Below are 23,179 nucleotides of genomic sequence, written 5' to 3' on the forward strand. Positions count from 1 at the left end.
CGCTCGCCGTACCATTCAGGACGCAGAACCTGACATATCGTGAATGGGCGCAAACGATCCGAAATGAAGACCTCTCAAACCCTTGCCTGGCTCGCCGCGGCAGCGATGCTGGCATTCGGCTCCAGTGCGCAGGCGCAATCGCGCGCCCAATATGAGGCGACGGTGGCGGCCCACGCCAAAGCCAATCTGGTGCCGGAGGAGCTGGTGCATCGCGTCATCGTGCGCGAGAGCAAGTACCAGCCGAAGCTGATCGGACGCGGCGGCGCCATCGGGATGATGCAGATCAAGCTCGCGACCGCCCGCGGCCTCGGCTACACCGGTACCGCCGAAGGCCTGCGTGATGCCGAGACCAACCTCACCTACGGCATCAAATACCTTGCCGGCGCCTATCGCGCTGCCAAAGGCGATTTCGACCAAGCCGTGCGTTATTTCGCGGGCGGGTATTACTACGTCGCAAAGCACCAGCGCATCGAGCACCTGAAAGAGGCCAAGCAGGTCGGCGAGAGTGCGCCGCCGAAGGAGCTCGCCAAGCAGGAGAAAAACGCTCAAGCGGCCGCCGATGCCAGCGCCGAAGAGCCAGTTCCGACGAAATGACGCAGACGACGAGTGTTTGTTGACACTCCGGCCTATCGGCTTACATTAGGGGCGTTCCGAGGGGTGCTCCGAAGGAGGAGCTGAGATACCGCAAGCTTGGGCTTGAGCCGTGATGGCGAACAGTCCGGGACCGCGGTGACCCTTTGAACCTGATCCGGGTCATGCCGGCGAAGGGACAGGGATGTATCAGACGTTACGACCGCGGGGGGATTCCCCCGTCTCGATCATCGGCGCTGGCATTGCCGGCGCCTGGCAAGCGCTGTTATTCGCGCAGGCAGGGCACACCGTCACTCTGCACGAGCGCAGTGACGCCGCGATGACGGATGCCACCAGCCACTGGGCCGGCGGCATGCTCGCGCCGTGGTGCGAGGCTGAAACCTCCGAGCCCGTGATCTCGCGGCTCGGCATCCGCTCGCTGGCGCTGTGGCGCGAGCATTTCCCGCAGACCCCGTTCAACGGATCGCTGGTCGTGGCGCATCCGCGCGACCGCGCCGATTTCGAGCGCTTTGCGCGGTTTACCGCCGGCCACCGCAGGCTGGACGCGCAGGGCGTCAGCGCGCTCGAGCCGTCGCTCGAGGGCCATTTCAGTGGCGGATTGTTTTATCCCGACGAAGGCCATGTCGAGCCGCGCCGCGTGCTGCCGCAGCTCCATGCGGCGATCGCGAAAGCCGGCGGCACCATCACCTTCAACAGCGCGGCCACGGCCGATGATCTCGACGGTCTGGTGATCGATTGCCGGGGACTAGCCGCACGCGACCGCGCGCCGTCCTTGCGCGGCGTCAAGGGCGAGATGATCGTGATCGAAACCTCGGAGGTCGAGCTGGCGCGCCCGGTGCGGCTGATCCATCCGCGCTGGCCGCTCTACGTGATCCCGCGCGGTGACAACCGATTCATGCTGGGGGCGACGTCGATCGAGGCCGAAGATCGAGGGGTCAGCGTGCGCTCGGCGCTGGAGCTGCTCGGCGCCGCCTACGCCGTGCATCCGGCGTTTGCCGAGGCACGCATCGTCGAATTCGGCTCGGGGCTGCGGCCTGCTTTTCCCGACAATCTGCCGAAGATTGCGATCGACAAGGATGCGATCAGCGTGAACGGGCTCTACCGCCACGGCTTCCTGCTGGCGCCGGCGCTGGCGGAATTGACGCTCGCCTATGTCGCGCGCGGCGAAATCGACAACGAGGTGATGCAATGCGCGTGATCGTCCAATGCGTGTGATCGTAAACGGCGAGCAGCGCGACATCGCGGCTTCCAGCGTCGACGCGCTGCTCGGCGAACTCGAATACGAGGGCACGCATTTCGCGATCGCGCTGAACTACGACGTGGTGCCGAAGAGCCGCTGGGCCGCGACCTCATTGAAGGCCGGCGACGAGATCGAGATCATCACGCCGCGGCAGGGAGGGTGAGGATGATGATCGCGCCAAATACACCGCTGTCATCGCCCGGCCTGTGCGCAATTGCGCACATGGACCGGGCGACCCAGTACGCCGCGGCCTTTCGATTCATCTCAGGCGTCCCGGCGTACTGGATCCCCGCTTTCGCGGGGATGACGACCACATTTGAGGAGACACCTCGGACATGGTGAACTTCTACGGCAAAACCTTCACCTCGCGCCTGCTGGTCGGCACGGCGCTCTATCCCTCGCCCGCAATCATGCAGGGCGCGATCCGGGCCTCGGGCGCGGGCATCGTCACGGTGTCGCTGCGGCGGGAGGCGGCCGGCGGCAAGACCGGCGATGCGTTCTGGTCGCTGATCCGCGAACTCGGCGTCACCGTGCTGCCGAACACCGCCGGCTGCCGCAGCGTGCGCGAGGCGGTGACGACCGCAAAGCTCGCGCGCGAACTGTTCGATACGAGCTGGATCAAGCTCGAGGTGATCGCCGACAACGACACGCTGCAGCCCGATGTGGTCGGCCTGGTCGAAGCCGCCGGCATCCTGATCAAGGACGGCTTCGAGGTGTTCCCCTATTGCACCGAGGATCTCTCGGTCGCGACACGGCTGGTCGACGCCGGCTGCAAGGTGGTGATGCCGTGGGCCGCGCCAATCGGCAGCGCGAAAGGCATCATCAACCGCGACGCGCTGAAGCTGCTGCGCGATCGCCTGCCCGACATCACGCTGGTGGTCGACGCCGGCCTTGGCGCGCCGTCGCATGCGGCCGAAGCGCTGGAACTCGGCTACGACGCGGTGCTGCTCAACACCGCGATCGCAAAAGCCGCGGATCCCGTTGCGATGGCCAACGCCTTCCGCCTCGGCGTCGAGGCCGGCCGCGCCGCCTATCAAGCCGGGCTGATGGATGCTCGCGACTTCGCTTCCCCGTCCACTCCTGTTGTTGGGACCCCGTTCTGGCATGCCGTATCCTGATCCGTTCTATCCCGTCGTCGACAGCCTCAAATGGGTCGAACGCCTGACCAAACTCGGCGTCGGCACCATCCAGTTGCGCGCGAAAGACCTCGACGACGGCGCGGCGCTTCAGATCGTCACCGACGCGCTGGCGATAACAAAGGGCACGGGCACAAAGCTCGTCGTCAACGACTATTGGCGCGCGGCTGTTGTCGCCGGCGCCGAACATCTGCATCTCGGCCAGGAAGACCTCGCTGAGGCCGACCTCGCCGAGATCCGAAACGCGAAGCTGACGCTCGGCATCTCCACCCATGACGACGAAGAGCTGGCGATCGCGCTGAAGGCAAAACCCGATTACATCGCACTCGGCCCGATCTTCCCGACCACGCTGAAATCGATGCGCTTCGCCCCGCAGGGCATTCCGAAGATCACGGAATGGAAAAAGCGCGTCGGCCCCATTCCGCTGGTCGCGATCGGCGGCATCAAGTTCGAGCAGGCCGCCGAGATCTTTGAGGCCGGCGCCGATTCGATCGCCGTCGTCAGCGACGTCACCCAGAACGCCGACCCCGATGCACGGGTGCGGCAGTGGCTCGGCCAATCCGCGGAGGCCGCGTGATGCGCCCTCTCCGAAGCCTCGTGCCACTCACTCCGTTGTCATCGCCCGGCCTGTGCGCAATTGCGCACTAGGCGGGGATGACAGCGATATTTGTTTCCCGCGCAGCGACGCCAACGAATTGAAGTAAGGAGGATACCCCATGAACATCCGCTCCAACCCCGACACCACGTTTCCCGCTGTCACCACCGGCCCGCTGCCGTCGTCGCGAAAAATCTTCGCGACGCCCGATGCCGCGCCCGAACTCCGCGTGCCCTTGCGCGAGATCATGCTCTCCGAAGGTGCCGGCGAGCCGAACCTGCCGGTCTATGACACCTCGGGCCCCTACACCGATCCGACCGTCACCATCGACGTCAATTCCGGCCTGGCGCGCAATCGGCTGGCCTGGGTTAGGGAGCGCGGCGGCGTCGAAGAGTATGAAGGCCGCGACATCAAGCCGGAGGACAACGGCAATGTCGGCGCCTCGCACGCGGCAAAGGCCTTCACCGCGCACCACACGCCGCTGCGCGGCCTCGACGGCCACAAGATCACGCAACTCGAGTTTGCCCGCGCCGGCATCATCACCAAGGAGATGATCTACGTCGCCGAGCGCGAGAATCTCGGCCGCAAGACGCAGCTCGAACGCGCCGAAGCGGCACTTGCCGACGGCGAGAGCTTTGGCGCCGCGGTGCCGGCCTTCATCACGCCGGAATTCGTGCGCAGCGAAATCGCCCGCGGCCGCGCGATCATCCCCTGCAACATCAACCACGCCGAACTGGAGCCGATGATCATCGGCCGCAACTTCCTCACGAAAATCAACGCCAATATCGGCAACTCGGCGGTGACCTCGTCGGTCGAGGAGGAAGTCGACAAGATGGTGTGGGCGATCCGCTGGGGCGCCGACACCGTGATGGACCTCTCGACCGGCCGCAACATCCACACCACGCGGGAATGGATCCTGCGCAACTCGCCGGTGCCGATCGGCACCGTTCCGATCTATCAGGCGCTGGAGAAGTGCGAAGGCGATCCCGTCAAGCTGACCTGGGAGCTCTACAAGGACACGCTGATCGAGCAGTGCGAACAGGGCGTCGATTATTTCACGATCCACGCCGGCGTCCGCCTGCCCTACATCCACCTCACCGCCAACCGGGTCACCGGCATCGTGTCGCGCGGCGGCTCGATCATGGCGAAGTGGTGCCTGGCGCATCACAAGGAAAGCTTCCTCTATACGCATTTCGACGAGATCTGCGATCTCATGCGCAAGTATGACGTCTCGTTCTCGCTCGGCGACGGCCTGCGCCCCGGCTCGATCGCCGACGCCAACGACCGCGCGCAGTTCGCCGAACTGGAGACGCTCGGCGAATTGGCCAAGATCGCGTGGGACAAGGGTTGCCAGGTCATGATCGAGGGCCCCGGCCACGTGCCGATGCACAAGATCAAGATCAACATGGACAAGCAGCTCAAGGAATGCGGCGAAGCCCCCTTCTACACGCTGGGACCGCTGACCACCGACATCGCGCCGGGCTATGACCACATTACCTCGGGCATCGGCGCTGCCATGATCGGCTGGTTCGGCTGCGCCATGCTCTGCTACGTCACGCCGAAGGAGCATCTCGGCCTCCCTGATCGTAACGACGTCAAGGTCGGCGTCATCACCTACAAGATCGCCGCCCACGCCAGCGATCTCGCCAAGGGCCACCCCGCCGCGCAACTGCGCGACGACGCGTTGTCGCGCGCGAGGTTCGACTTCCGCTGGCAAGACCAGTTCAACCTCGGCCTCGACCCCGAGACCGCGAAGAACTTCCACGACGAGACCCTGCCGAAGGAAGCCCACAAGGTCGCGCATTTCTGCTCGATGTGCGGCCCAAAGTTCTGCTCGATGAAGATCACCCAGGACGTCCGCGACTACGCGGCGACGCTGAACGACCCCGACAAGCGCGCCGTTGCCGGCGTCGGCATGTCGATGTCAGGCGTCATCGAGGACGGCATGGCGTCGATGTCGCAGAAGTTCAAGGAGATGGGCGAGAACTTGTATCTCGATGCGGAGAAGGTGAAGGAGAGCAATCGGATGTTGTGAGGGAGGAGCAGAATGCTGTCCCGCATGTTGCTGCGCCCAACTGGGCTTCACGCCGAGGCAAAAATTCCTGCGCTTCCAGAAAGGGGACACGTCCCGAAATTGCGACGCGCGCCGACAAATTGTGCCTCTACCAGCGGCTAACCAAAGTTAGATCAAGGAATGTGTTCAGAAGATTCGCCAAACCTCACGGACGAATTCGATCTGCTCTACATCCGCGGCGTCGCTGGATGGAGTGACTTGTACGTTCTGGCCCCCAACACTCAGATCTCTGTACGCGTCACGCACATTATGTCGGACCCTATAGCAGAACTATCCGAGCTATGTTGCAGGCTGTTGCGAGGTGAGCCTCAGTGCATGGCCCGCCTGCTTGACGAGCCTGGGGCGACTATAGTCGCGGCATCCGTTCATCCAACGCAAAAGCATATAGTTCGCATTGAATTTTGGTCCTGCGAGGGCTGGAATGGCTCCCCACCATGCGGAACGTCAATTTTGAGCGTGGACGTCGAGATTCAGCAGTTCGTGGGCTTGGTATATCGCCAATTTGAAAAAGTGCGATGGCTCTATGAAGAACGGAGTTACCAAAAGAAACGGGACCTCTTTCCACATGTCGCATTTGAAACGCTACAACGGGTGTGGATGAATTCGTCGCGTTAGCGGCTCAGCAGCAAGCGTAGCCGGGATGAGCGCAGCGACATCCGGGGTTTGTATCCGTCCCGCATATCGCTGCGCTCATGCGGGCTACGCACCTACGCCGATGCGCCAGCGGCCGCCGCTCCGCGCGACCTTGCTGAATTCGATCTCCTGATACCCCTTCGCCGCGACGTCATTGATGATCCCCAAAAACTTCGGCGTACCCCCGTTGTAGACGAAGTACCGCACCGTCCCCTCTTCATGGCCCGCGACATTCGAGTTGTAGCCGGTGAACCAGGACTTGGCTTTGCGCATCAGCATGATCTCGTACATCTTGGCGACGTGCGCGGTCCAGCGCTGCTGCGCTTCCAGCGTGGCGTCGGCGCGGGTCAGGCCGCGATCCCACATGGTTTGCAGCAGGTTCGTGCACCAGTTGACGCCGTTCTCGATGCCACGCGGGAAATTCGTCGACGCGGAGGCGCTTTGCGGGCCGGTCGGCATCAGCAGGTTCGGAAAGCCGTGGACCATCATGCCGAGGAAGGTGGACGGCGCCTGCTTCCATTTGTCCGCGAGCTTTGCACCGCTGATGCCGCTGATGTCGATCAGATCATAGGCGCCGGTGATGGCATCGAAGCCGGTGGCGTAGACGATGATGTCGAACTCGTAGTCGCGAGCTGATGTGCGCAGGCCTTTCTCGGTGATACGCACCAGCGGCGTCTCGCTGAGATCGACGAGATGCACATTGTCGCGGTTATAGACCTCGAAATATCTGGTCTCCAGCGGCAGGCGTTGCACGCCGAAGCCGTGATCCCGGGGGATCAGTTTCTCGGCGACCTTGGGATCCCTGACGCGGCGGCGGATGCGGTCGGCGATATATTCGGATAGTTCGGCGTTGGCTGATACGTCCATGAAGATCTCGCGGAAATTCGCCAGCCAGATGCCGAAGCCGGGCTCGTCGTAGAGCTTGTCCCACAACGCGAGACGTTCCTCGCGGCTCACTTCGTAGAAGCCGCGCTTGTCCGGCCCATGCACGAAGCTGCCCGGCGTCAGCGCGCAGGCGGCAAAGATCTCGTCATAGCGCGCGCGGATGTCGGCCATTTCAGCTTCCGAGATCGCGCTGTTGTTGAGCGGCGCGCTCCAGTTCGGCCGGCGCTGGAACACGGTGAGGTCACCGACCTTGTCCGCGATCTCGCCGATCACCTGGATGCCGGTGGCGCCGGTGCCGATCACCGCGACCTTCTTAGCCGTTAGATCGACCGGCTCGTGCGGCCAGTAATAGGTATGGAACGAGCGGCCCTTGAAGTCGTCGATCCCCTCCACGCGCGGCATGGTCGGCGCCGACAGCAGCCCAATCGAGAGCACCACGAAGCGGCAGGTCAGCGTGCGGCCGTCACTGATCCTCAATTGCCAGAGATCGTGCGTCTCGTCGAAGCGCATCGCCTCGACCTTGCAGTTGAACTGCATGTGCTTGCGCAGATCGAACTTGTCGGCGACGTAATTGAGGTAGCGCAGATTCTCGGGCTGACCGGAGAAGCGCTCCTTCCAGTGCCATTCGTCGAGCAGTTCGCGGGAGAACGAGAAGCCGTAGGTGTAGCTCTCCGAGTCGAAACGACAGCCAGGATAGCGGTTCCAGTACCAGGTGCCGCCGAGATCGGGCGCGCCTTCGAGCACGGTGGCGTCGATGCCGAGATCGGCCAGCCGCTTGATCTGGTAGATGCCCGCGACGCCGGCGCCGACGACGATCACCTCGTAATGGGTTTTGGCCGCTTCCGACATTTCCTTCTCCGGAATTTTGTTCTTGCTTCTGTTGGCGTCGATTACAGACCCTTTTGCCTGATCAGGCAACCGGCGACCGCGAAGAGCATCAGCCACGCAACTTGCGTTGAGGCGCTGCCTGCGCCACATCGATCATTGCGCTTCTAACGCCGAGAGCGCGATTGGGTTGAACGGCAACGCCGAGGGGATTGTGCTCCCTCTCCCGCTTGCGGGGGAGGTGCAATGTGTATGCCGCGATATCCATTCAACCTGAATTCATCAGGCTCTCGCGTCCCACAAGCGACAGAACGTCATGATAGAACGCCCTGATCACTCCCACCGCCTCCCCGACCAGCTCCGCGCCAACCTCCGGCTCGTGTTCGTCGGCACCGCGGCGAGCACGCGCTCAGCCGCCGTCGGGCATTACTACGCGCATCCCGGCAACCGCTTCTGGCGCGCGCTGCATGAAGCCGCGATCACGCCGCGGCTTTATCGGCCGGATGAGTTCACCACGCTGCTCGAGCTCGGCATCGGTTTCACCGATCTCTCGAAGACCGGCGCCGGGATGGATCACGAGATCGCGAGACAGTCGTTCGATGTGCTGAGCTTCCGGGCGAAGATCGAGACGTATCGGCCGAAGACCATCGCCTTCACCAGCAAGAAGGCGGCGAGCCTGTTCTATCACCGGCCGACCAGCGCGATCGCGTTCGGCCGGCAGAAGCCGCTCAGCGACTTTCCGGACGTGTTCGTGCTGCCGTCGCCTTCGGGTGCGGCGTCAGGGCATTGGGCTTCGCAGCCGTGGCGCGATCTGGGGGAGCGGATCAAGGCGGACTAGCGTAGCCCCGATGGAGCCAACGGGTCGCGTTATTCCTTCAACGTGATCGCGAGGCCGCTGAGGTCCAGGTTGGCCATCAGCCCGAGCTGCTTGCCGGCCAGTTCCAGGATCGCGCCGTTCTGGTTGGTCAGCACGATGCCGCGCACGCCGGCGCCGAATGCAACGCCGGCACCGGCCGCGGCATAGACGCCGGCGATGTCCTGAGCCCGGCGGATATTCCGGACCCGCCCCTGCAACGTGGTCTGGGACCCACCGAAGACGAGGCCATAATCCAGCCCGCCGGCGGTGAGCCCGTAGGTCTGGCCGTGGAAGGTCATGACGCCCTTGCCGATCGAGCCGCCGAAGATCCAGCCCCCCTTGAAGATGACGAGCGTCACCGCCCCTTCCTCGGCCCGGGCGGCGGACGATCCGGCGAACAGCGCCAGCGCGAGCAGCACGGCGCGGGCGACGAATGACAATCTCATGGGGTGTTCTCCGGACGAGGTGAGAGGCAGGAATCGGGCCAGTCTACCCGATGGGCGGCAGGGTTGAAATGTTCGCCGGGCATGCGGGGTTGAGCTTGTCCCTGAACCCGTGGAGTCTATCATCAGGCCACGTTTGTGCGAACCCATTCGTATGGTGAACCATGCCCATCCAGCATTTTCCTCCCCCGCGTGGCATCAAGGCACCGCCGCTATCGTTCGGCGCCCGCGTCGGCGACCTGTTGTTCATATCCGGCATTCCCGGCTTCGACGCCAACGGCGCGCTGCCTGATACCTTCGAGGCGCAGTTCGCCAATGTCGCCACCAATTTCAAACGCGTGCTGGACGAGGCCGGCGCCACGACGCGCGACCTCGTCAAGGTCAACGTGCTGCTGACCCGCGCCGCCGACGTCGCAGCGATGAACGCGCTCTACGCCGGCGCATTCGGCCCGGCCCCCTATCCCGCGCGCACCACCTGCGTAGTGGTGGCGCTGCCGAACCCGCAGATGCTGATCGAGATCGAGGGTGTGGCGTCGGTGAAGGGGTGAAGTGGCCTTCTGAGTGGATGCGCCCTCGCGCGCTCAATCACTGATTTGCCCGACGGCGCAAGCCCTCGCATGAAAAATATTTCGTTTTAACAGAAATAAAGATCGGTGTATAAATCCGTCCGTCCCACCCGATCGAGGGGCGAGCGCACGTCACGAACGCGCGGTGGGATGCGGTGGACGTGGAGCGTGCGACTGACGAGCGCGCGCTACGCGGACGGTGAAGTCGTGTGGTTCCGACGCCTCAGTGGCAGGTGTCGATTCCGTGAGACGCAAATGCAGCTCGCGGATGACGGTGACAAAAAAGCCTGGTCTCGCCGGGAAGAGCACGAAGTAAGCCGTAAAACCATCGCGCAGGGAAAGCCGGGTTGTTTCCGGTTACACCTGTGGTCCTACCCCCGTGCTTTCTGTTGCACCGGGCCCATGGGTGCAATCGGCACCCGGCTTTCCCTGCGCCCTCTGCAAAGTGAGAGGGCAAACGAAGAGCAAAGGTCGGACAAATCATGTCGCGAGAATGCGAAGCTGCGTCCCCATCCACAGATGTCATCGCCGGCCCCCGTGCGCAATTGCGCACCAGGCCTCGACGCCTACCCCGCGTTATCTGCTCATGTATCCGAACCATCGCTCAATGATGCCTGATCAGCGCGTCGCGCGCGGCAGCGAGTTCGTGGAACGCCGGACCGTTGCCGCCGCCGTCGGGATGCACGGTCTTGGCGGCACGCTTGAACGCCTGATGAATCTCGGTCGTGGCGAGGCGTCGGCCGAGCGGGAGGCCGAGCAATTGCCGGTACTGATCCTCCTGCGTCGGCGCCTTCGGCACCAGGCCGCGCCGGCCGAACCGCGGCATGGCGAGCCTATGCAGCGCATCGCCGATGATGCCGAGGCGGCGATGCGCCATCTCCCTGGTGCGGCGGTCGGCGGATGTTGCCGCCTGGCGCAGGACCGGCAGCACCTGTGCGGCGGCCTGCCGCAGCGTCTCGTCGTGTTCGGTCGCAGCGATCTCCGCGACCAACCGCGCCATCTCGCGATAGTCAGGGTCGGGCGCCGCGCGAAAACGCTCGATCGCGAGTTTCCATTGTCTGATCTGCGGGTGCATGTTCCGCTCCATCCGCATCTTCCGAATTCAGATGACAGCAACGCGCAAACGCCGCTTGGCGTTTCGCTTGGTGCAGTTTTGAATAGTGTTGTCGACAACACTCAAAAACCAAACGAGGAAACGCCATGCCCCTTCTCGACAATCACATCGCCGTCGTCACCGGTGCGGGCTCCGGCATCGGGCGCGCGATCGCGGCGGGCTACGCCAGGGAAGGCGCGCGCGTCGTACTGCTCGACATGAATGGCGAGGCCGCAACGGAGGCGGCGCAAGAGATCCGCGATGCCGGCGGCAAGGCCGAGAGCTTTGCGCTCGATGTCACTAATCGCGACGCCTGCATCGCGATGGCGAAACAAGTCGCCGACAAGGTCGGAGCGGTCTCGATCCTGGTCAACAATGCCGGCATCGCGCGCCGCAACGGCATGCTCGGTACTGATGAGGCCGTGATCAAGGACTGGGAAGACATCATCGCGATCAATCTCACCGGCGTCTTCAACGTGACGCATGCGTTCCTCGCACCGTTGCGCAAGAACAGGGGACGCATCGTCAATATCGGCTCGATCCAGTCCTTCGTGCATCTGCGCACGCCGAGCTCGCCGGCCTACACTGCCTCCAAGCATGGCGTGCTCGGCTTCACCAAGGCGCTCGCCGCCGAGCTCGGCAAGGAAGGCGTGCGGGTCAATGCGATCGGCCCTGGCTTCATCGAGACGCCGCTGAACGAGAAGGTGCGCGCCACCAATCCCGATCTGGTGAAGGTGTTCATGGATCACACGCCGCTCGGCCGTGCCGGCCAACCGGAGGACATCGTGGGACCCGCGATCTTCCTCGCCTCCGACCTCGCGGCCTATGTCTCGGGCACGATCGTGATGGTCGATGGCGGCTATCGGACGCTGTGACGGATGGAACCGCAATCGTGGCGATTTCGGGGTATTTTCGTTGATGCACAGATGGTTAGGGGCGCGTTAAGGACTTGTTAACCAAACCGGCACACCGTGGAATTACGGGCTTGGGGTAGTTGGGTACTCGATGTTTCCGCCTCATCGCCGAGGCGGGCGTTGATCGGGAGTTTGTCAATGTCTTACGCGTCCACCCTGCCGTCGCCGGAAGCACTGCTGCTGCCGTCGCTGGCCCCAAATGAAATCGTGCTAATGCTGATCGGTGCCACCGTCGGCGAGGTCGAGCGCGAGCTCGTGCTGCAGACGCTGGCGCGCTGCGACGGCAACCGCACCCGCGCCGCGCGCGTGCTCGGGCTGTCGGTCCGCACCCTGCGCAACAAGATCCGCGAATATTCCGCTGACGGCATCGAGGTGCCGCCGCATGTCGAGCGCGCGGCGGCGTAAAGGTTCAGATTGGCAGATCGATCGCGAGGCGACGCCAGCGTGCGAGCAGCGCGTCGTCCGCGGCGAGCGAGAGGCCGATCTCCGTCGCCGATGTCTGGCGCAGCGTCCGCGCGACCAGTTCGTTCGCGTAGTGCCAGTAATCGCGGCGGACAGACGGATCCGCCGCGACCAGCGATTTTGCGAGGATCTCGACATAGATCGCCCTAACCGCCGTCCGCCAGAGTTCGCCGGCGTCCGTCACCGCGGGCAGCACGCCGCGCCGCGTGTGCCACATCAGCCAGTAATCCTCCTCCTCACCCGCCCAGGCCGGCGACGGCAACGACGGGTCGAGACAGGGCGAGCGGCACCCAAGCGCTCGCCCCGTGCGCGCGTCGCAGAACAGGGAATAGCCGAGCTTGCGATACCAGCTCACCCTGAGCAATTTTCGGATCACGCCCGCTTCATCCGTGCCGGGCCGGCGCCTGCGCTCGCGTTCGAGATCGGCGATGATCGCCTCGAGCCTCTCGCGATCAAACGGTTCGACTTCGAGCACCACGCCGATGTTATGCGGGAACAGTTCGTCGAGCGCATCGACCATCTCGCGATAGAAGGTCTGCGCCAGCCCGCCGCCCCGCCACGCCTTCCCCACGCCGACATGATTGCAAGAGATCAGGCGGCTTGCATGGTCATAGGTGAAGAAGCCGAGCCCGATCGCGCGCCCCGCGGCGCGCAGGATGAAGCAGCGCGAATCGAGGCGATACGAGAGCTCTTCACCGTCGATGGTAAAGTGTCGCGGCTCGCCCACATCGTCGGACAAGACCCAGCGCACGATATCATCAGGGTCGTCGCGCTCGCTCATAGGAAACAGCTCGGCATAAAGATCGAGCAGGCCGGTGCCGCGAAAGCTCGCTTCGTCAAGCACATCGTGTCGTGTCACCACGATGTCGAGGGCCGACCAAGCCTGTCCCGTGCCGTTCAGGAACCGCAACGCGCTCTCCTCCGTGCAAGGCGCATCGAATTATGACTGTTGATCGCTCGCCTCAGCGCTGGCCAGCAGAATTGAAGCCCTCGTCCAACCTCTGTTACAAGCGGCTTCACATCTCGACGGAGCATAGCAGTGGCTGACGACACAACTTCCCGCGAGGGACTACGGGGACCGCAGGGGCCACAGGGCCGTCAGGGCGAGCCGGGACGTCCCGGCCCGCAGGGACATCCCGGGCGCCCCGGCGCGGAAGGCGTGCGCGGCAAGCCGGGTCCGGCCGGCAAGGGCGGCCCCGTCGGCAAAGCTGGTCCACAGGGCAAGCCGGGAGCGCAGGGCAAGGCAGGCCCGCAGGGCGCACGCGGTGAGGCCGGCCCGCAAGGCGCCCCGGGACCGGCGGGCCCGCGCGGCGAAGCCGGCCCGGCCGGCCAGCTGCCGTCGATCGACCAGGTGATGCCGTGGCTGCACATGATCTTCGACGCCTACGAAGACTACAAGCGCACCAGGGAGCGCGAAGCGGTCGAGCAGGCCGAGCATGAAGCCGCCGAGCGCGCGGCGGCGGAAGCGATCGCCTACGACGTCGATGCCGCCGACTTCGGCGAGGATGATTCGGGCGAGGACGACGATCACAAGAAAAAGAAGAAGCACCGTCACAAGGACAAGAAGGACAAAAAGTAGCGCGTCCGGTCCCTGTGATCCGCGCACAACAGTCGGCGTGTGGTTCGTCTAGGGATCACGGGGCGGGCCGAGGTGGATGAACTGGAACACCCACCGCATGGCGTAGTACGAGCCCACCCCCGCAAACGCCCCGCAGATCGACAGGATGATGACGTTGGTGCGGTCGATCGCCCCGCTCGACCACAGCATGCCGCAGGTCCACAGCACGGCGAACGCGATCGAACACAGGGTGAGCGGGACGGCAGGCTTCATGGCGTTGCTCCGGGGGCCGGGGCGGGCGGCGATCCTGCCCGGTGCCGTGTCGCTGGTCCGTGATCTGGATCACGGCAACCTGGATCAAGGTCTGGCGCCCATCTCAGCCGAACCGCAGCCGCGAGCGCTCCTTCGCCTTTTCGGCCTCGACCTCGCGATCGCGCGCCGGCGCCGTGGTCTGCAACGAGACCAGCAGCCTTCGCGCAGCCTCGGAAACCTCGGTCACCGCCTGATTGAACGCAGCCTCGTTGGCCTGCGATGGTTTGTTGAAGCCGGAGAGCTTCCGCACGAACTGCAGCGCCGAGGCGTGGACCTCGTCCTCGGTGGCCGGCGGCTCGAAGTTGAACAGCGTCTTGATGTTGCGGCACATGATGGTCTCCGTTTGGCCCGGCGATCGGGCTGCTCCCTCAAGGACGATCGGTTGCTGCAAAATACGACATCGTGGTCTATTCTCACATCCGCATCGTCCACGACGGAGAGGTTCCCCATGAGCCACGTGATCTACAAGGTCGTCCAGCACGACGGCGGCTGGGCCTATACCGTCAGCGGCGTCTTCTCGGAACCGTTCCCGACCCATGCCGCGGCGCTTGCTGCCGCGCGACGCGTCGCCACCGAGCAACGCGTGCCCGGGCGCACCGAGGCGATCGAATACGAGACAGCCGACGGGAAATGGCGGACTGAAACCGCGGCGGGCAACGATCGCCCGGAGACGGAGGTCGAGGACAGCCGCTAGCCCAGTCAGAACGGAACCTGCACGCCAAGCCGATCGAAGAACGCCCGTCCCCGGTTCGTGACGCGCAGCGCGCGCGGAATGCGGTGCGGCGCAACGCAGCGCGTCTCGAGCAGCCGCGCCAGCACGGCGTTGGCAAAGGGACCGGCGAGATGCGGCACGCGCTCGGTCCAGTCATTACAGGGCCGCAGATGCGGCTGCCGCGCCGGGTCGAAATCGATCTTCTCGGCCCGGCACCACGCCAGCCCCTGTTCGGTCACGTGACCGCTGCGGCCGTCGACGACGACGAGCCGGCGGCGGATCAGTGCGTTGGACAACAGCACGCCGAGCTGGCCCGCCAGATGATGGTAGCAGGTGCGCGATTGCCGGAGCTGCTCGGCCGGCAGCGCACGCTTGCGCACGGCACTCACTCTCGCCGCAAGATCAACCAGGCTCTCGATCAACGCCGCGACGTCGTCATCCCTGATCCGGTAGTACCTGAACCTGCCCTGCGCCCAGACCGACAACACGCTCGCATCCACGAGCTTCTGGAGATGCGCGCTCGCGCTCTGCGGCGAGATGCCGGCAACCGAGGCGAGCTCGCCGGCGGGCAATGCCTTGCCGTCGGCCAGCGCGCTGACCATGGCCTCGCGCGCCGGATCGCCCAGCGCTTCGGCGATCCGCGAAAATCCCGTCTGCACCGACTGACCGGATGATCCCACCGCTTCGTTCTCCAAATCGACCGGGACAGTCCTACCGGCAATCGGAAGATCACGAAACTCATTTCAGATTTTCCTGAAACATCGGAGCAGCGCCATCCGCTCTGATCGGCACAGGTCAACGGAACGAAAGAGAACGGCCATGACAACCGATACGAACGATGCGGAGCGCATCTACCGGCTTTGGGACCAAGCCCTCGGCAATAAGGATCTCGAGGCGGCGCTGGCGCTCTATGCGCCGGAGGCCTCGATCGAAAGCCCGCTGGTTCAGCACCTGATGCAGACGAGCGACGGCATCGTCCGCGGCAAGGCTGCCCTGCGCGAGTTCATTGCGCGGGTATTCCGCACCAACCCACCGCAACGCAAACGCTTCAAGCAGGGCTTCTTCAGCGACGGCCGGGTCATCACCTGGGAATATCCGCGCCAGTCGCCGGACGGCGATCAGATGGACCTGGTCGAAATCATGGAGATCGAGGATGGACTGATCCAGCGCCACCGCGTCTATTGGGGATGGTATGCGCTCAACGTGCTGAGGGCTGGTTGGCCGATAACTCCCCGTCCCGGCCACTCGCGGCCTCTCGGACGGGCGCGCCCGTCATGATAGGCTCGCAACGAGGCGGCTGGACAAACGCGCCGCGCCCGGGGAGAAACACGATGATCCGCTTGTGCGCGGCGCTTGCAGTCGCTCTCGTCTCGATATCGGTCACCGCAATGGCTGCAGACTATCCTGCGCCGCAGGACGGCGAGTGGATCGCGAAGGATTTCAAGTTCCACACCGGCGAGATCATGCCGGAGCTGCGGCTGCACTACACCACGGTCGGCGCGCCGACCGGACAGCCGGTGCTGGTGCTGCACGGCTCCGGCGGCTCGGCCGCCAGCATGCTGACGCCGAGCTTCGCCGGCGAATTGTTCGGGGCCGGCCAGCCGCTCGACGCGTCGAAATACTACATCATCATCCCCGACAGCATCGGACACGGCAAATCCTCGAAACCGTCGGATGTGATGCGGACGAGCTTTCCGAAATACGACTACGACGACACGGTCGATGCGCAGTATCGGCTCGTCACCGAGGGCCTCGGCATCAAGCATCTGCGGCTCGTGATCGGCAACTCGATGGGCGGCATGCACACCTGGATCTGGGGCGTGCGCTATCCGCATATGATGGATGTGCTGGTGCCGATGGCGTCGCAGCCGACCGCGATGGCGGCGCGCAACTGGATCCTGCGCCGGATGATGCTGGAGACGATCCGCAACGATCCCGACTATAACAACGGCAACTACACAAGCCAGCCGCGGATGATGAAATACGCCGTCGCGGCCTACCGCTTCGCGAGTGCCGGCGGCACGCTCGGCTACCAGACGCTGGCACCGGCGGCAGCGCAGGCCGACAAGATGGTCGACGAGCAACTGGCGCTGCCGGTCACATCAGACGCCAACGACTACATCTATCAATGGGAGGCCTCGCACGACTACGATCCGTTGGCCGGAATGGAGAAGATCGAGGCCGTGCTGCTCGCGATCAATGCTGCCGACGATGAACGCAACCCACCGGAGACCGGAGTCACCGAGGCCGCAGTGAAGCGGATCAAGAACGGCAAAATCTTTCTGATCCCAGCCAGCATCGAGACGCGCGGCCATCTCACCACCGGCGACGCGAAGTTCTACGCCAAACAATTGCAGGAGCTGCTGCAGACCGCGCCGCAGCGAACGATGTAGGCCGAACTCAGAGGTCAAAGCCATGTCACAAAACCGTTTCCGCAAGATCGCGCTGAGCCTGCCCGATGCAGTCGAGGGTGCGCATCAGGGCCACGCCGATTTCCGCGTCGGCAAGCGCATCTTCGCAACCATTGGCTATCCCGACGACGCCTGGGGCATGGTCAAGCTGACACCGGAGCAGCAGGCGATGGTGGTCGAGGCGGAGCCCGACATCTTCCGGCCCGTGCCGGGCGGCTGGGGCAAAGGTGGCAGCACCCATGTCCGCCTTGCGAAAGCCGATCCGGCGACGTTGCGTAGCGCGCTGACCATGGCCCGGGATAACATCGCTGCAAAGCCGGCCGCGAAACCACGCGCCGCGAAGCGCGCTTGATTTTCCGCAGCGCATCAAACTTCTCAGCCCGGCCTCGCTCATTCTTTGAGCATGCATCTCGTGCGCGGTTCGTGCCTAATTGCAGACAATAACGGGATTCGCCCATGCGTCGTCCGCCACGCGTGGGCGGCCGAGATTTACGTGGAGGATCCGGATGCGAAGGTTCACGCATATCGCCCTGCTTGCGTGGCTCTCGACGTTCACCGGCACTGCGCTCGCTTTCGACAACGGCCAGTACGACAATTTGCCATCAGACATTCGCGCCTGGTTCAAAAGCGTGATGGCACCGAACGGCGTGCCCTGCTGCGACATCTCAGACGGCCACCGCACCAGCTACGATGTGCGTGAAGGCGCCTATTGGGTGCCGATCGAGGGCGAATGGATGATGGTGCCCGAACGCGCCATCATCCGCGACCGCGGCAATCCGGTCGGCGAAGCGGTGGTGTGGTACGTGCACCACCGCGGCGGCATCATCATCAGCTGCTTTGTTCCCGCGGACTCCGTCTAGCGTTCCGCGTGGTGCACACCGCAGCGCTGTGTTAGGTCCGCTGATGATGTCCGCGATATCAGACGAACGCATCCGTGCCGCCCTGCGCTGGATCCTCGCAGCGATCTATGCCGCGGCAAGTTGCCCTACATCAGCAACAGCTGGCTCTACCATGGACCGCGGCTGGCATTTCAGCCGGTGCTCGTTTGGTGGGCGCTCTTTGCGCCGGCGTAATTGACTGGCCGTGGCGGAAGACCAAATAGTCCGTCAGGAGCAACTCGGACGAGACAAGTGCCTCGCGCCATTTTGAAGCAGCCTGCCCTGTTAAGATTACTTCTTAACCAATAATTAACTATGGGTTTGCTGGCGCGATGGAGCCCGGCTTAGCGTCCGCACAATGCTCCGTAACCGAAGAGTTGGTGCATGCCATGGCGTATCGAATATCTGCGGCGTTTGTTGCGTCCGTCGGCGTTGCAGCGCTGATGTTTGCGTGCTCGACGGAAACCTTCGCCAGATCCGGAACAGCGCCGCGCGGTGCGTTCACGTCCCCACATCCAGCCTTCCGCCATCACGGACGCGTGCCCGGCACCTTTTGGGGGGACGTAGGCGGATATGGATATTATGACGGTCCGTCCGGCGAGCCCCTCGCGGGGGTCGCGCCGCCGGTCTCGAACGACATCCGTTACACCTTCACCGATGACGTTCCCTGGGACTGGGCGCACCGATACCCGCCGGCGGTGGCGCCGTCCGATCGTCCCTATGTGTCGAGCTGCCCTACGGAGAGCGTGGTCGTTCCCGGACGCGGCGGAGATCGGACCGTCAACATCACCCGGTGCTACTGACAGGGCCCGGGTCGAACCAATATTGTGAAGCGAAAGAGGCCGCCCAAATGGACGGCCTCTCGTAGTTGCAGGGACGGTTTCCGATTCAGCCGAAGCCGATCAGGAATCCTCGCCCTTCAGATGGCCGACGTGCTTCTGGGTGTAGAGTTCAAGACCGATACGCTTGATCAGGTCGAGCTGGGTCTCGAGGAAGTCGATGTGGTCTTCCTCGTCCTTCATCAACTGCTCGAACAGGTCGCGGCTGACATAGTCCTTGACGCCGTGGCAATAGGTCGCCGCTTCCTGGTACAGCGTGCGCGCGGCGATTTCGGAGGCGAGATCGCACTCGATGATCTCCTTGACGTCCTGGCCGATCCGCAAGGGATCGAGCACCTGCATGTTCGGGAAGCCGTCGAGAAACAGGATGCGGTCGGTGAACTTGTCGGCGTGCTCCATCTCCTCGATGGATTCCTTGCGCCAGACCTTGGCCATCTCGAGCAGGCCCCAATTGTTCAGCACCCGGTAGTGCAGCCAGTACTGATTGATGGCGGTCAGTTCGCTGCGCAGCCCCTTGTTGAGATAATCAATGACTTTCGGGTCGCCTTGCATGATCCACTCCACCTGTCGCGGCCAAGATCGGCCGGGATTCTCAATTTAGAATGCTTCTAAATTAGATTGCCAGCAAGAGCAACCTCTGCGGAACCGGCGCGTGGACAAAGAAAACAGGGGATTTGAGCGGGACTCAGTAGGCCGCGAGCGCAAACTCGGTGGCCGGCTCGTCCTCGTTGGCCGCGTGGGGATGGACGTGCGGGCAGCCGGCGCAGCAGGCCTTGGCACAGGGGCCCAGCGCCTCGTCGATGATTGCCTTGATGGTACGCGCGCAGCGGCCACATTCGGCACTGCAGCCGAGGCAGCCATAAACCTGCTTGGCGTTTCGGGTCGCGGCTCCGCCGGCACTGACGGCAGTGCGGACATCGTGGTCGCTGAGGACGTTACAGGAACAGACAATCATCTGAGATCAGCAGGTCCATCGGTGATGCTGCAAATCATCTATTGAACGGCTCGATCGGATGCAAAAGGAAAAGAGCCTTTTTGAAGCAATTCCAAACTGATGTGCTGTTCAGATTGGAACGAATTTAAAATTCTGGACATGATCGATTTCGATCGCGGACAGCGTCGGGTGTTCCCGGATGGACGTCGGCCGATCGCGGTCAATCACCGCTTCCGCCGCCTCCTCCATCGCCGCCACGGCCGCCGCAGTCACCACCACCGTCGCCGCTCGGGGCGTCACTGCAGCCACCGGAATGGTCGGCATCGGAACTGCCGCTGAACCAGCCGGAGACCCCGCCGTCTCCGTCGGAAGCGCTCGTGGAATTGATCGCGCCGTCACCGGCATTGGACCGTCCGAGGCGGCGATTCGCGTTCCCGATTGTCAGGGCGTAGGCAAGCAGCGAGGCGCCGGCGAGCGCAATCATGAAGACCATCATTCCGCTCATCGCCATCCCGGACTCTCCAGCGCCCGTCGACATGTTCCCGGTTTGTACGGCGCGAAACATTGCCACAAAGCAGCACACATTCGTAAGCTAATGAGGCGGCTTCGTTCATTGATCATTCAAACGAAGTATGGAAACTTCGCGCGATAGACCGCTCGCAAGCTGTCATTGATCCGAGAGAAAGGTGAAGCCATGAAGAAGACATTGCTGGCGCTTTGCGCCGTCGCCACTCTGGCGATTTCGGCTGTGGCGGTGCCCGCCCCCGCCAATGCTCAGCGCGGTGTTGCCGCTGGTGTCGCCGCAGGCTTGATCGGTGGCGCCATCGTCGGCGGCGCGATCGCATCGCAGAATCCATATTACGGACCCGGCTACTACGCGCCCGGCCCGGCCTATGTCGCCGGCCCGCCCTGCTACTGGCAGCGTCAGCGCTTCTGGGATGGCTACGGCTGGCGCATTCGCAACGTCAGGGTCTGCGAGTAATCCTCGTTCATCTCGACTAAATCTAACCAGATGTCCCGGAAAACGGCTGTTTTCCGGGACATCTCGCTGTTGAGGGCCCGAAAAAACCGCTTTTTTCGGGATGATCGCACCGGCGTTTACTTTCAATTGACTGTTATGCGCTGTTTAGCGAGACAGCAGTTCGAAACCAGCGTGCGCGTCACCCCAAACCCGGCGCCGAATCACGGCGCCATCACCCTTCCAAGAGAGCCAAAGACATGAAGAAGACTTTAGCTGCCCTCGTCGTCGTCACCACGATTGCGGGTTCGCTGGCCGTTGCCCCGGTGGCCAAGGCGGGAGACGGCGGCGCGGTCGCAGCCGGTGTTGTCGGCGGCCTGATCGGCGGCGCCCTGCTCGGCGGCGCGATTGCGCAGAGCCGTCCAGCCCCGGTTTATGTTGCACCGGCGCCGACCTATGTCGAAGAAGCCCCCTGCCGCTGGGTTCGCGAGCGGTTCTGGGACGGCTACGGCTGGCGCTTCCGCCGCGTCGAGGTCTGCGACTAAGCCGACCGCATCGCGGGCGTGTCTCGCGCGCATTGCCTTCAAACCCGGCCGCCTGCGGCCGGGTTTTTGTTTGTTCAGGGATGCGCGTCGGGAATTCCGTGCCTCTGGGTCAGGACGCGCAAGATCGCGTCCTTGCCCTCGACGAACCGGCGGCCGTTTGCCCGACCGGTTTCGAGCCCGGCCCCGGCATCATCGGCGAGCACGAGCACCGGCAGCGACTGGTTCTCGACCCCAATCAGATCGACGACCTCCCGCCTTGGTCGCGGCCAGGCGATCCGCTCGACATCGATCGCAGCGGCCAATTGCGGAAATGACGCCAGCACGCCTTCCAGCAACGCGCAGTGCCAGCAATAGAACCGGCGGCCGGGAAAGGCCAGGTCCTCGAAATCGGGCTTGAGAAGGAACAGCCTGTCCCGCAACATCCAGTTTCTTTCTACCGCGCGGCGCACATCGAACGCAGCACCGCGTCACTAGGCCAGCAATCGACCTTCAGTCCGGCGGACTTCTGATAGGCGCCGAGCGCTGCGCGGGTCTGCATGCCGGCCTTGCCGTCGAGCTTGTCCTTGTAGAGTCCGATCCGCGTCAGATGCCGCTGCATCGCCTCGACGTCAGCGGAACGCAGCTGCGTTGAAGTCGACCAGGACGTTGCGAACGGCAGCGGGCTTGTCATGCGATCGGCGAGATGGCCCACGAACAGCACATAGAGATCGGAGAAATTGTATTCCTTGATCACGAAGTAGTTCTGCGTGGTCAGGAAGGCGGGACCGTAGATCCCCTCCGGCTGTAGCAGCGAGGCCGATTGTGCCTGCTCGGCGGCGCCAAGCTTCTGCCCGCGCACCGGAACGAAGCCAGCTCGCAGCCACTCGCCGATCGGCTTCGTCACCTCGGGAACGCCGGTCGTGCAGTCGACATTGGCCGGCGCCTTGACCTCGTAGGCCCAGCGCACACCGGGCTGCCAGCCCTTGTTGACGAGCTGCTGCGCCGCGGAAGCGAGCGCGTCCGGCACCGAGTGCCAGATGTCGACACGCCCGTCGCCGTCGAGATCGACGCCATGCTTGTAATATTCCGACGGCAGGAACTGGGTGTAGCCGGTCGCACCGGCCCATGAGGAGCGCAACTCCTTGCGCGTCACCACGCCCTCGCCGAGGATCTTCAGCGCGAGGATGAACTCGGTACGGTACTGGTCCTTGCGGCGGCCGACATAGGCCTGCGTCGCCACTACGCGCAGCGTGTCGTAGGGCAGCGAATAGCGGCCGTAGTCGGTCTCGCGGCCCCAGATCGCCAGCACGATCGGGGCCGGCACGCCGAAGCGCTTCTCGATTTGATCGAGCGCCGAGCGATATTTTTGCCAAAGCTTCTGCCCCTCCTCCGCGAGCCGCGCGATGGAGGCTTCCTTGATGTAGTCGGCGGGCACTTGCACGAACTCGGCCTGCGCCGGTGCGCCTGTCTTGGGGCGGCCGGGCAGGATCAGATCAGGCAGCTTGTAATCGGGCTCGAGCCCACGCGTCTCGCGATCGAAGGTCTCGCGCGACACACCGGCGGCCTGCGCCTCCGGCCAGAGCGAGGCGATGAACTGGGTGAACGCCGCGTCGGCGGCGCGCGCCGGCGAGACGATCGGCCAGGATACAATCAGAAGCCCGAAGGCGAGCGCGCGGAGGAATGGCAAATCCAACAGCCTGTTCACGCAAAGACCCAATGGGCGGATCGTCCGGCCATCTC

At 63.8% G+C, this 23,179-nt stretch carries 31 protein-coding genes and 1 riboswitch; of the genes, 19 read left to right on the top strand and 12 right to left on the bottom strand.

The window, feature by feature from the left end:
* Window positions 1-63: 63 nt before the first annotated feature.
* The 6 genes from ACP2YO_RS38400 (at window position 64) to thiC (ending at window position 5,597) form a co-directional block, all read left to right on the top strand.
* Window positions 64-594 carry a transglycosylase SLT domain-containing protein gene (locus tag ACP2YO_RS38400; protein WP_426436255.1) on the top strand — a complete coding sequence of 177 codons (531 nt, stop codon included), beginning with the start codon at window positions 64-66 and terminating at the stop codon, window positions 592-594.
* A gap of 49 nt (window positions 595-643) precedes the next feature.
* Window positions 644-788: riboswitch (TPP riboswitch) on the top strand.
* The gene (locus tag ACP2YO_RS38405; protein WP_426436256.1) at window positions 776-1,789 is read left to right on the top strand and encodes an FAD-dependent oxidoreductase; all 1,014 of its coding nucleotides are present in this window, start codon (window positions 776-778) and stop codon (window positions 1,787-1,789) included. (Overlaps the previous riboswitch by 13 nt.)
* A 7-nt stretch (window positions 1,790-1,796) precedes the next feature.
* Complete coding sequence (thiS, locus tag ACP2YO_RS38410) at window positions 1,797-1,994, top strand: sulfur carrier protein ThiS (RefSeq protein WP_426436257.1); 198 nt, start codon at window positions 1,797-1,799, stop codon at window positions 1,992-1,994.
* Window positions 1,995-2,166: 172 nt separating this feature from the next.
* Window positions 2,167-2,949, top strand: a complete 783-nt coding sequence (locus ACP2YO_RS38415) for a thiazole synthase (RefSeq protein ID WP_426436258.1) — start codon at window positions 2,167-2,169, stop codon at window positions 2,947-2,949.
* A complete protein-coding gene (locus ACP2YO_RS38420) occupies window positions 2,936-3,544 on the top strand; it encodes a thiamine phosphate synthase (protein WP_426436259.1) in 609 nt (202 codons plus the stop codon). Before ACP2YO_RS38415 ends, ACP2YO_RS38420 begins: the two co-directional genes overlap by 14 nt.
* A gap of 139 nt (window positions 3,545-3,683) precedes the next feature.
* The gene (gene thiC, locus ACP2YO_RS38425; protein ID WP_426436260.1) at window positions 3,684-5,597 is read left to right on the top strand and encodes a phosphomethylpyrimidine synthase ThiC; all 1,914 of its coding nucleotides are present in this window, start codon (window positions 3,684-3,686) and stop codon (window positions 5,595-5,597) included.
* A 738-nt stretch (window positions 5,598-6,335) separates the two neighbouring features.
* Here the strand turns inward: thiC and ACP2YO_RS38430 are convergent.
* Entirely contained in the window at window positions 6,336-8,003 is a 1,668-nt protein-coding gene (locus ACP2YO_RS38430; protein WP_426436261.1) for a flavin-containing monooxygenase, read from the bottom strand.
* Window positions 8,004-8,295: 292 nt separating this feature from the next.
* Here ACP2YO_RS38430 and ACP2YO_RS38435 point away from each other — a divergent pair, with 292 nt between their 5' ends.
* Window positions 8,296-8,817 (top strand): mismatch-specific DNA-glycosylase, encoded by a 522-nt coding sequence (locus ACP2YO_RS38435; RefSeq protein WP_426436262.1) that lies wholly within the window; start codon window positions 8,296-8,298, stop codon window positions 8,815-8,817.
* A gap of 29 nt (window positions 8,818-8,846) precedes the next feature.
* On the opposite strand, the gene ACP2YO_RS38440 is transcribed toward ACP2YO_RS38435, so the two are convergent.
* A complete protein-coding gene (locus tag ACP2YO_RS38440) occupies window positions 8,847-9,281 on the bottom strand; it encodes a hypothetical protein (RefSeq protein ID WP_426436263.1) in 435 nt (144 codons plus the stop codon).
* 161 nt (window positions 9,282-9,442) lie between these two features.
* Between ACP2YO_RS38440 and ACP2YO_RS38445 the strand changes: the two genes are divergently transcribed.
* Window positions 9,443-9,826 (top strand): RidA family protein, encoded by a 384-nt coding sequence (locus ACP2YO_RS38445; protein WP_426436264.1) that lies wholly within the window; start codon window positions 9,443-9,445, stop codon window positions 9,824-9,826.
* Window positions 9,827-10,448: 622 nt separating this feature from the next.
* On the opposite strand, the gene ACP2YO_RS38450 is transcribed toward ACP2YO_RS38445, so the two are convergent.
* Window positions 10,449-10,919 carry a hypothetical protein gene (locus ACP2YO_RS38450; RefSeq protein ID WP_426436265.1) on the bottom strand — a complete coding sequence of 157 codons (471 nt, stop codon included), beginning with the start codon at window positions 10,917-10,919 and terminating at the stop codon, window positions 10,449-10,451.
* Window positions 10,920-11,044: 125 nt separating this feature from the next.
* Between ACP2YO_RS38450 and ACP2YO_RS38455 the strand changes: the two genes are divergently transcribed.
* Together ACP2YO_RS38455 and ACP2YO_RS38460 are read left to right on the top strand one after the other, a co-directional pair.
* On the top strand, window positions 11,045-11,812 hold the full coding sequence (locus ACP2YO_RS38455) for an SDR family NAD(P)-dependent oxidoreductase (protein WP_426436266.1): 768 nt from the start codon (window positions 11,045-11,047) through the stop codon (window positions 11,810-11,812).
* Window positions 11,813-11,989: 177 nt separating this feature from the next.
* A complete protein-coding gene (locus ACP2YO_RS38460; protein WP_426436267.1) occupies window positions 11,990-12,256 on the top strand; it encodes a helix-turn-helix domain-containing protein in 267 nt (88 codons plus the stop codon).
* 4 nt (window positions 12,257-12,260) lie between these two features.
* On the opposite strand, the gene ACP2YO_RS38465 is transcribed toward ACP2YO_RS38460, so the two are convergent.
* A complete protein-coding gene (locus ACP2YO_RS38465) occupies window positions 12,261-13,223 on the bottom strand; it encodes a hypothetical protein (protein WP_426436268.1) in 963 nt (320 codons plus the stop codon).
* Window positions 13,224-13,352: 129 nt separating this feature from the next.
* On the opposite strand from ACP2YO_RS38465, the gene ACP2YO_RS38470 reads away from it, so the two are divergent.
* A complete protein-coding gene (locus ACP2YO_RS38470; protein WP_426436269.1) occupies window positions 13,353-13,892 on the top strand; it encodes a collagen-like protein in 540 nt (179 codons plus the stop codon).
* A gap of 48 nt (window positions 13,893-13,940) precedes the next feature.
* On the opposite strand, the gene ACP2YO_RS38475 is transcribed toward ACP2YO_RS38470, so the two are convergent.
* Window positions 13,941-14,144 carry a hypothetical protein gene (locus tag ACP2YO_RS38475; protein ID WP_426436270.1) on the bottom strand — a complete coding sequence of 68 codons (204 nt, stop codon included), beginning with the start codon at window positions 14,142-14,144 and terminating at the stop codon, window positions 13,941-13,943.
* 103 nt (window positions 14,145-14,247) lie between these two features.
* Window positions 14,248-14,514 carry a DUF2277 domain-containing protein gene (locus ACP2YO_RS38480; protein ID WP_426436271.1) on the bottom strand — a complete coding sequence of 89 codons (267 nt, stop codon included), beginning with the start codon at window positions 14,512-14,514 and terminating at the stop codon, window positions 14,248-14,250.
* A 117-nt stretch (window positions 14,515-14,631) separates the two neighbouring features.
* On the opposite strand from ACP2YO_RS38480, the gene ACP2YO_RS38485 reads away from it, so the two are divergent.
* Window positions 14,632-14,877: a DUF2188 domain-containing protein gene (locus tag ACP2YO_RS38485; RefSeq protein WP_426436272.1), complete on the top strand. Its 246-nt coding sequence runs from the start codon at window positions 14,632-14,634 to the stop codon at window positions 14,875-14,877.
* 5 nt (window positions 14,878-14,882) lie between these two features.
* Here ACP2YO_RS38485 and ACP2YO_RS38490 read toward each other — a convergent pair whose 3' ends face one another.
* Window positions 14,883-15,575, bottom strand: a complete 693-nt coding sequence (locus ACP2YO_RS38490; protein WP_426436273.1) for an ArsR/SmtB family transcription factor — start codon at window positions 15,573-15,575, stop codon at window positions 14,883-14,885.
* 139 nt (window positions 15,576-15,714) lie between these two features.
* Between ACP2YO_RS38490 and ACP2YO_RS38495 the strand changes: the two genes are divergently transcribed.
* The 5 genes from ACP2YO_RS38495 to ACP2YO_RS38515 all read left to right on the top strand — a co-directional run bounded on the left by ACP2YO_RS38495 (window position 15,715) and on the right by ACP2YO_RS38515 (window position 18,987).
* A complete protein-coding gene (locus ACP2YO_RS38495) occupies window positions 15,715-16,173 on the top strand; it encodes a nuclear transport factor 2 family protein (RefSeq protein WP_426436274.1) in 459 nt (152 codons plus the stop codon).
* 53 nt (window positions 16,174-16,226) lie between these two features.
* Window positions 16,227-17,288 carry an alpha/beta fold hydrolase gene (locus ACP2YO_RS38500; RefSeq protein WP_426436275.1) on the top strand — a complete coding sequence of 354 codons (1,062 nt, stop codon included), beginning with the start codon at window positions 16,227-16,229 and terminating at the stop codon, window positions 17,286-17,288.
* A 22-nt stretch (window positions 17,289-17,310) separates the two neighbouring features.
* Window positions 17,311-17,658, top strand: coding sequence for an MmcQ/YjbR family DNA-binding protein (locus ACP2YO_RS38505; RefSeq protein WP_426436276.1), 348 nt, complete (start codon window positions 17,311-17,313; stop codon window positions 17,656-17,658).
* A 154-nt stretch (window positions 17,659-17,812) separates the two neighbouring features.
* Window positions 17,813-18,166, top strand: coding sequence for a hypothetical protein (locus ACP2YO_RS38510; RefSeq protein WP_426436277.1), 354 nt, complete (start codon window positions 17,813-17,815; stop codon window positions 18,164-18,166).
* 407 nt (window positions 18,167-18,573) lie between these two features.
* Entirely contained in the window at window positions 18,574-18,987 is a 414-nt protein-coding gene (locus ACP2YO_RS38515) for a hypothetical protein (RefSeq protein ID WP_426436278.1), read from the top strand.
* A gap of 99 nt (window positions 18,988-19,086) precedes the next feature.
* Here ACP2YO_RS38515 and bfr read toward each other — a convergent pair whose 3' ends face one another.
* The 3 genes from bfr to ACP2YO_RS38530 all read right to left on the bottom strand — a co-directional run bounded on the left by bfr (window position 19,087) and on the right by ACP2YO_RS38530 (window position 20,281).
* Window positions 19,087-19,575, bottom strand: coding sequence for a bacterioferritin (gene bfr, locus ACP2YO_RS38520; protein ID WP_426436279.1), 489 nt, complete (start codon window positions 19,573-19,575; stop codon window positions 19,087-19,089).
* Window positions 19,576-19,708: 133 nt separating this feature from the next.
* On the bottom strand, window positions 19,709-19,978 hold the full coding sequence (locus ACP2YO_RS38525) for a (2Fe-2S)-binding protein (protein ID WP_426436280.1): 270 nt from the start codon (window positions 19,976-19,978) through the stop codon (window positions 19,709-19,711).
* Between the two features lie 108 nt (window positions 19,979-20,086).
* A complete protein-coding gene (locus ACP2YO_RS38530) occupies window positions 20,087-20,281 on the bottom strand; it encodes a hypothetical protein (protein ID WP_426436281.1) in 195 nt (64 codons plus the stop codon).
* Window positions 20,282-20,651: 370 nt separating this feature from the next.
* Here ACP2YO_RS38530 and ACP2YO_RS38535 point away from each other — a divergent pair, with 370 nt between their 5' ends.
* Both ACP2YO_RS38535 and ACP2YO_RS38540 read left to right on the top strand, forming a co-directional pair.
* Window positions 20,652-20,939 carry a hypothetical protein gene (locus ACP2YO_RS38535; RefSeq protein ID WP_426436282.1) on the top strand — a complete coding sequence of 96 codons (288 nt, stop codon included), beginning with the start codon at window positions 20,652-20,654 and terminating at the stop codon, window positions 20,937-20,939.
* A 236-nt stretch (window positions 20,940-21,175) separates the two neighbouring features.
* A complete protein-coding gene (locus ACP2YO_RS38540) occupies window positions 21,176-21,460 on the top strand; it encodes a hypothetical protein (RefSeq protein WP_426436283.1) in 285 nt (94 codons plus the stop codon).
* Window positions 21,461-21,534: 74 nt separating this feature from the next.
* Here ACP2YO_RS38540 and ACP2YO_RS38545 read toward each other — a convergent pair whose 3' ends face one another.
* Both ACP2YO_RS38545 and ACP2YO_RS38550 read right to left on the bottom strand, forming a co-directional pair.
* Window positions 21,535-21,882, bottom strand: coding sequence for a DUF3088 domain-containing protein (locus ACP2YO_RS38545; RefSeq protein WP_426436284.1), 348 nt, complete (start codon window positions 21,880-21,882; stop codon window positions 21,535-21,537).
* A gap of 11 nt (window positions 21,883-21,893) precedes the next feature.
* Window positions 21,894-23,144: a lytic murein transglycosylase gene (locus ACP2YO_RS38550; protein ID WP_426436285.1), complete on the bottom strand. Its 1,251-nt coding sequence runs from the start codon at window positions 23,142-23,144 to the stop codon at window positions 21,894-21,896.
* Window positions 23,145-23,179 lie beyond the last annotated feature (35 nt).

The organism is Bradyrhizobium genosp. P (genome assembly GCF_049949265.1).
Taxonomy (GTDB): domain Bacteria; phylum Pseudomonadota; class Alphaproteobacteria; order Rhizobiales; family Xanthobacteraceae; genus Bradyrhizobium.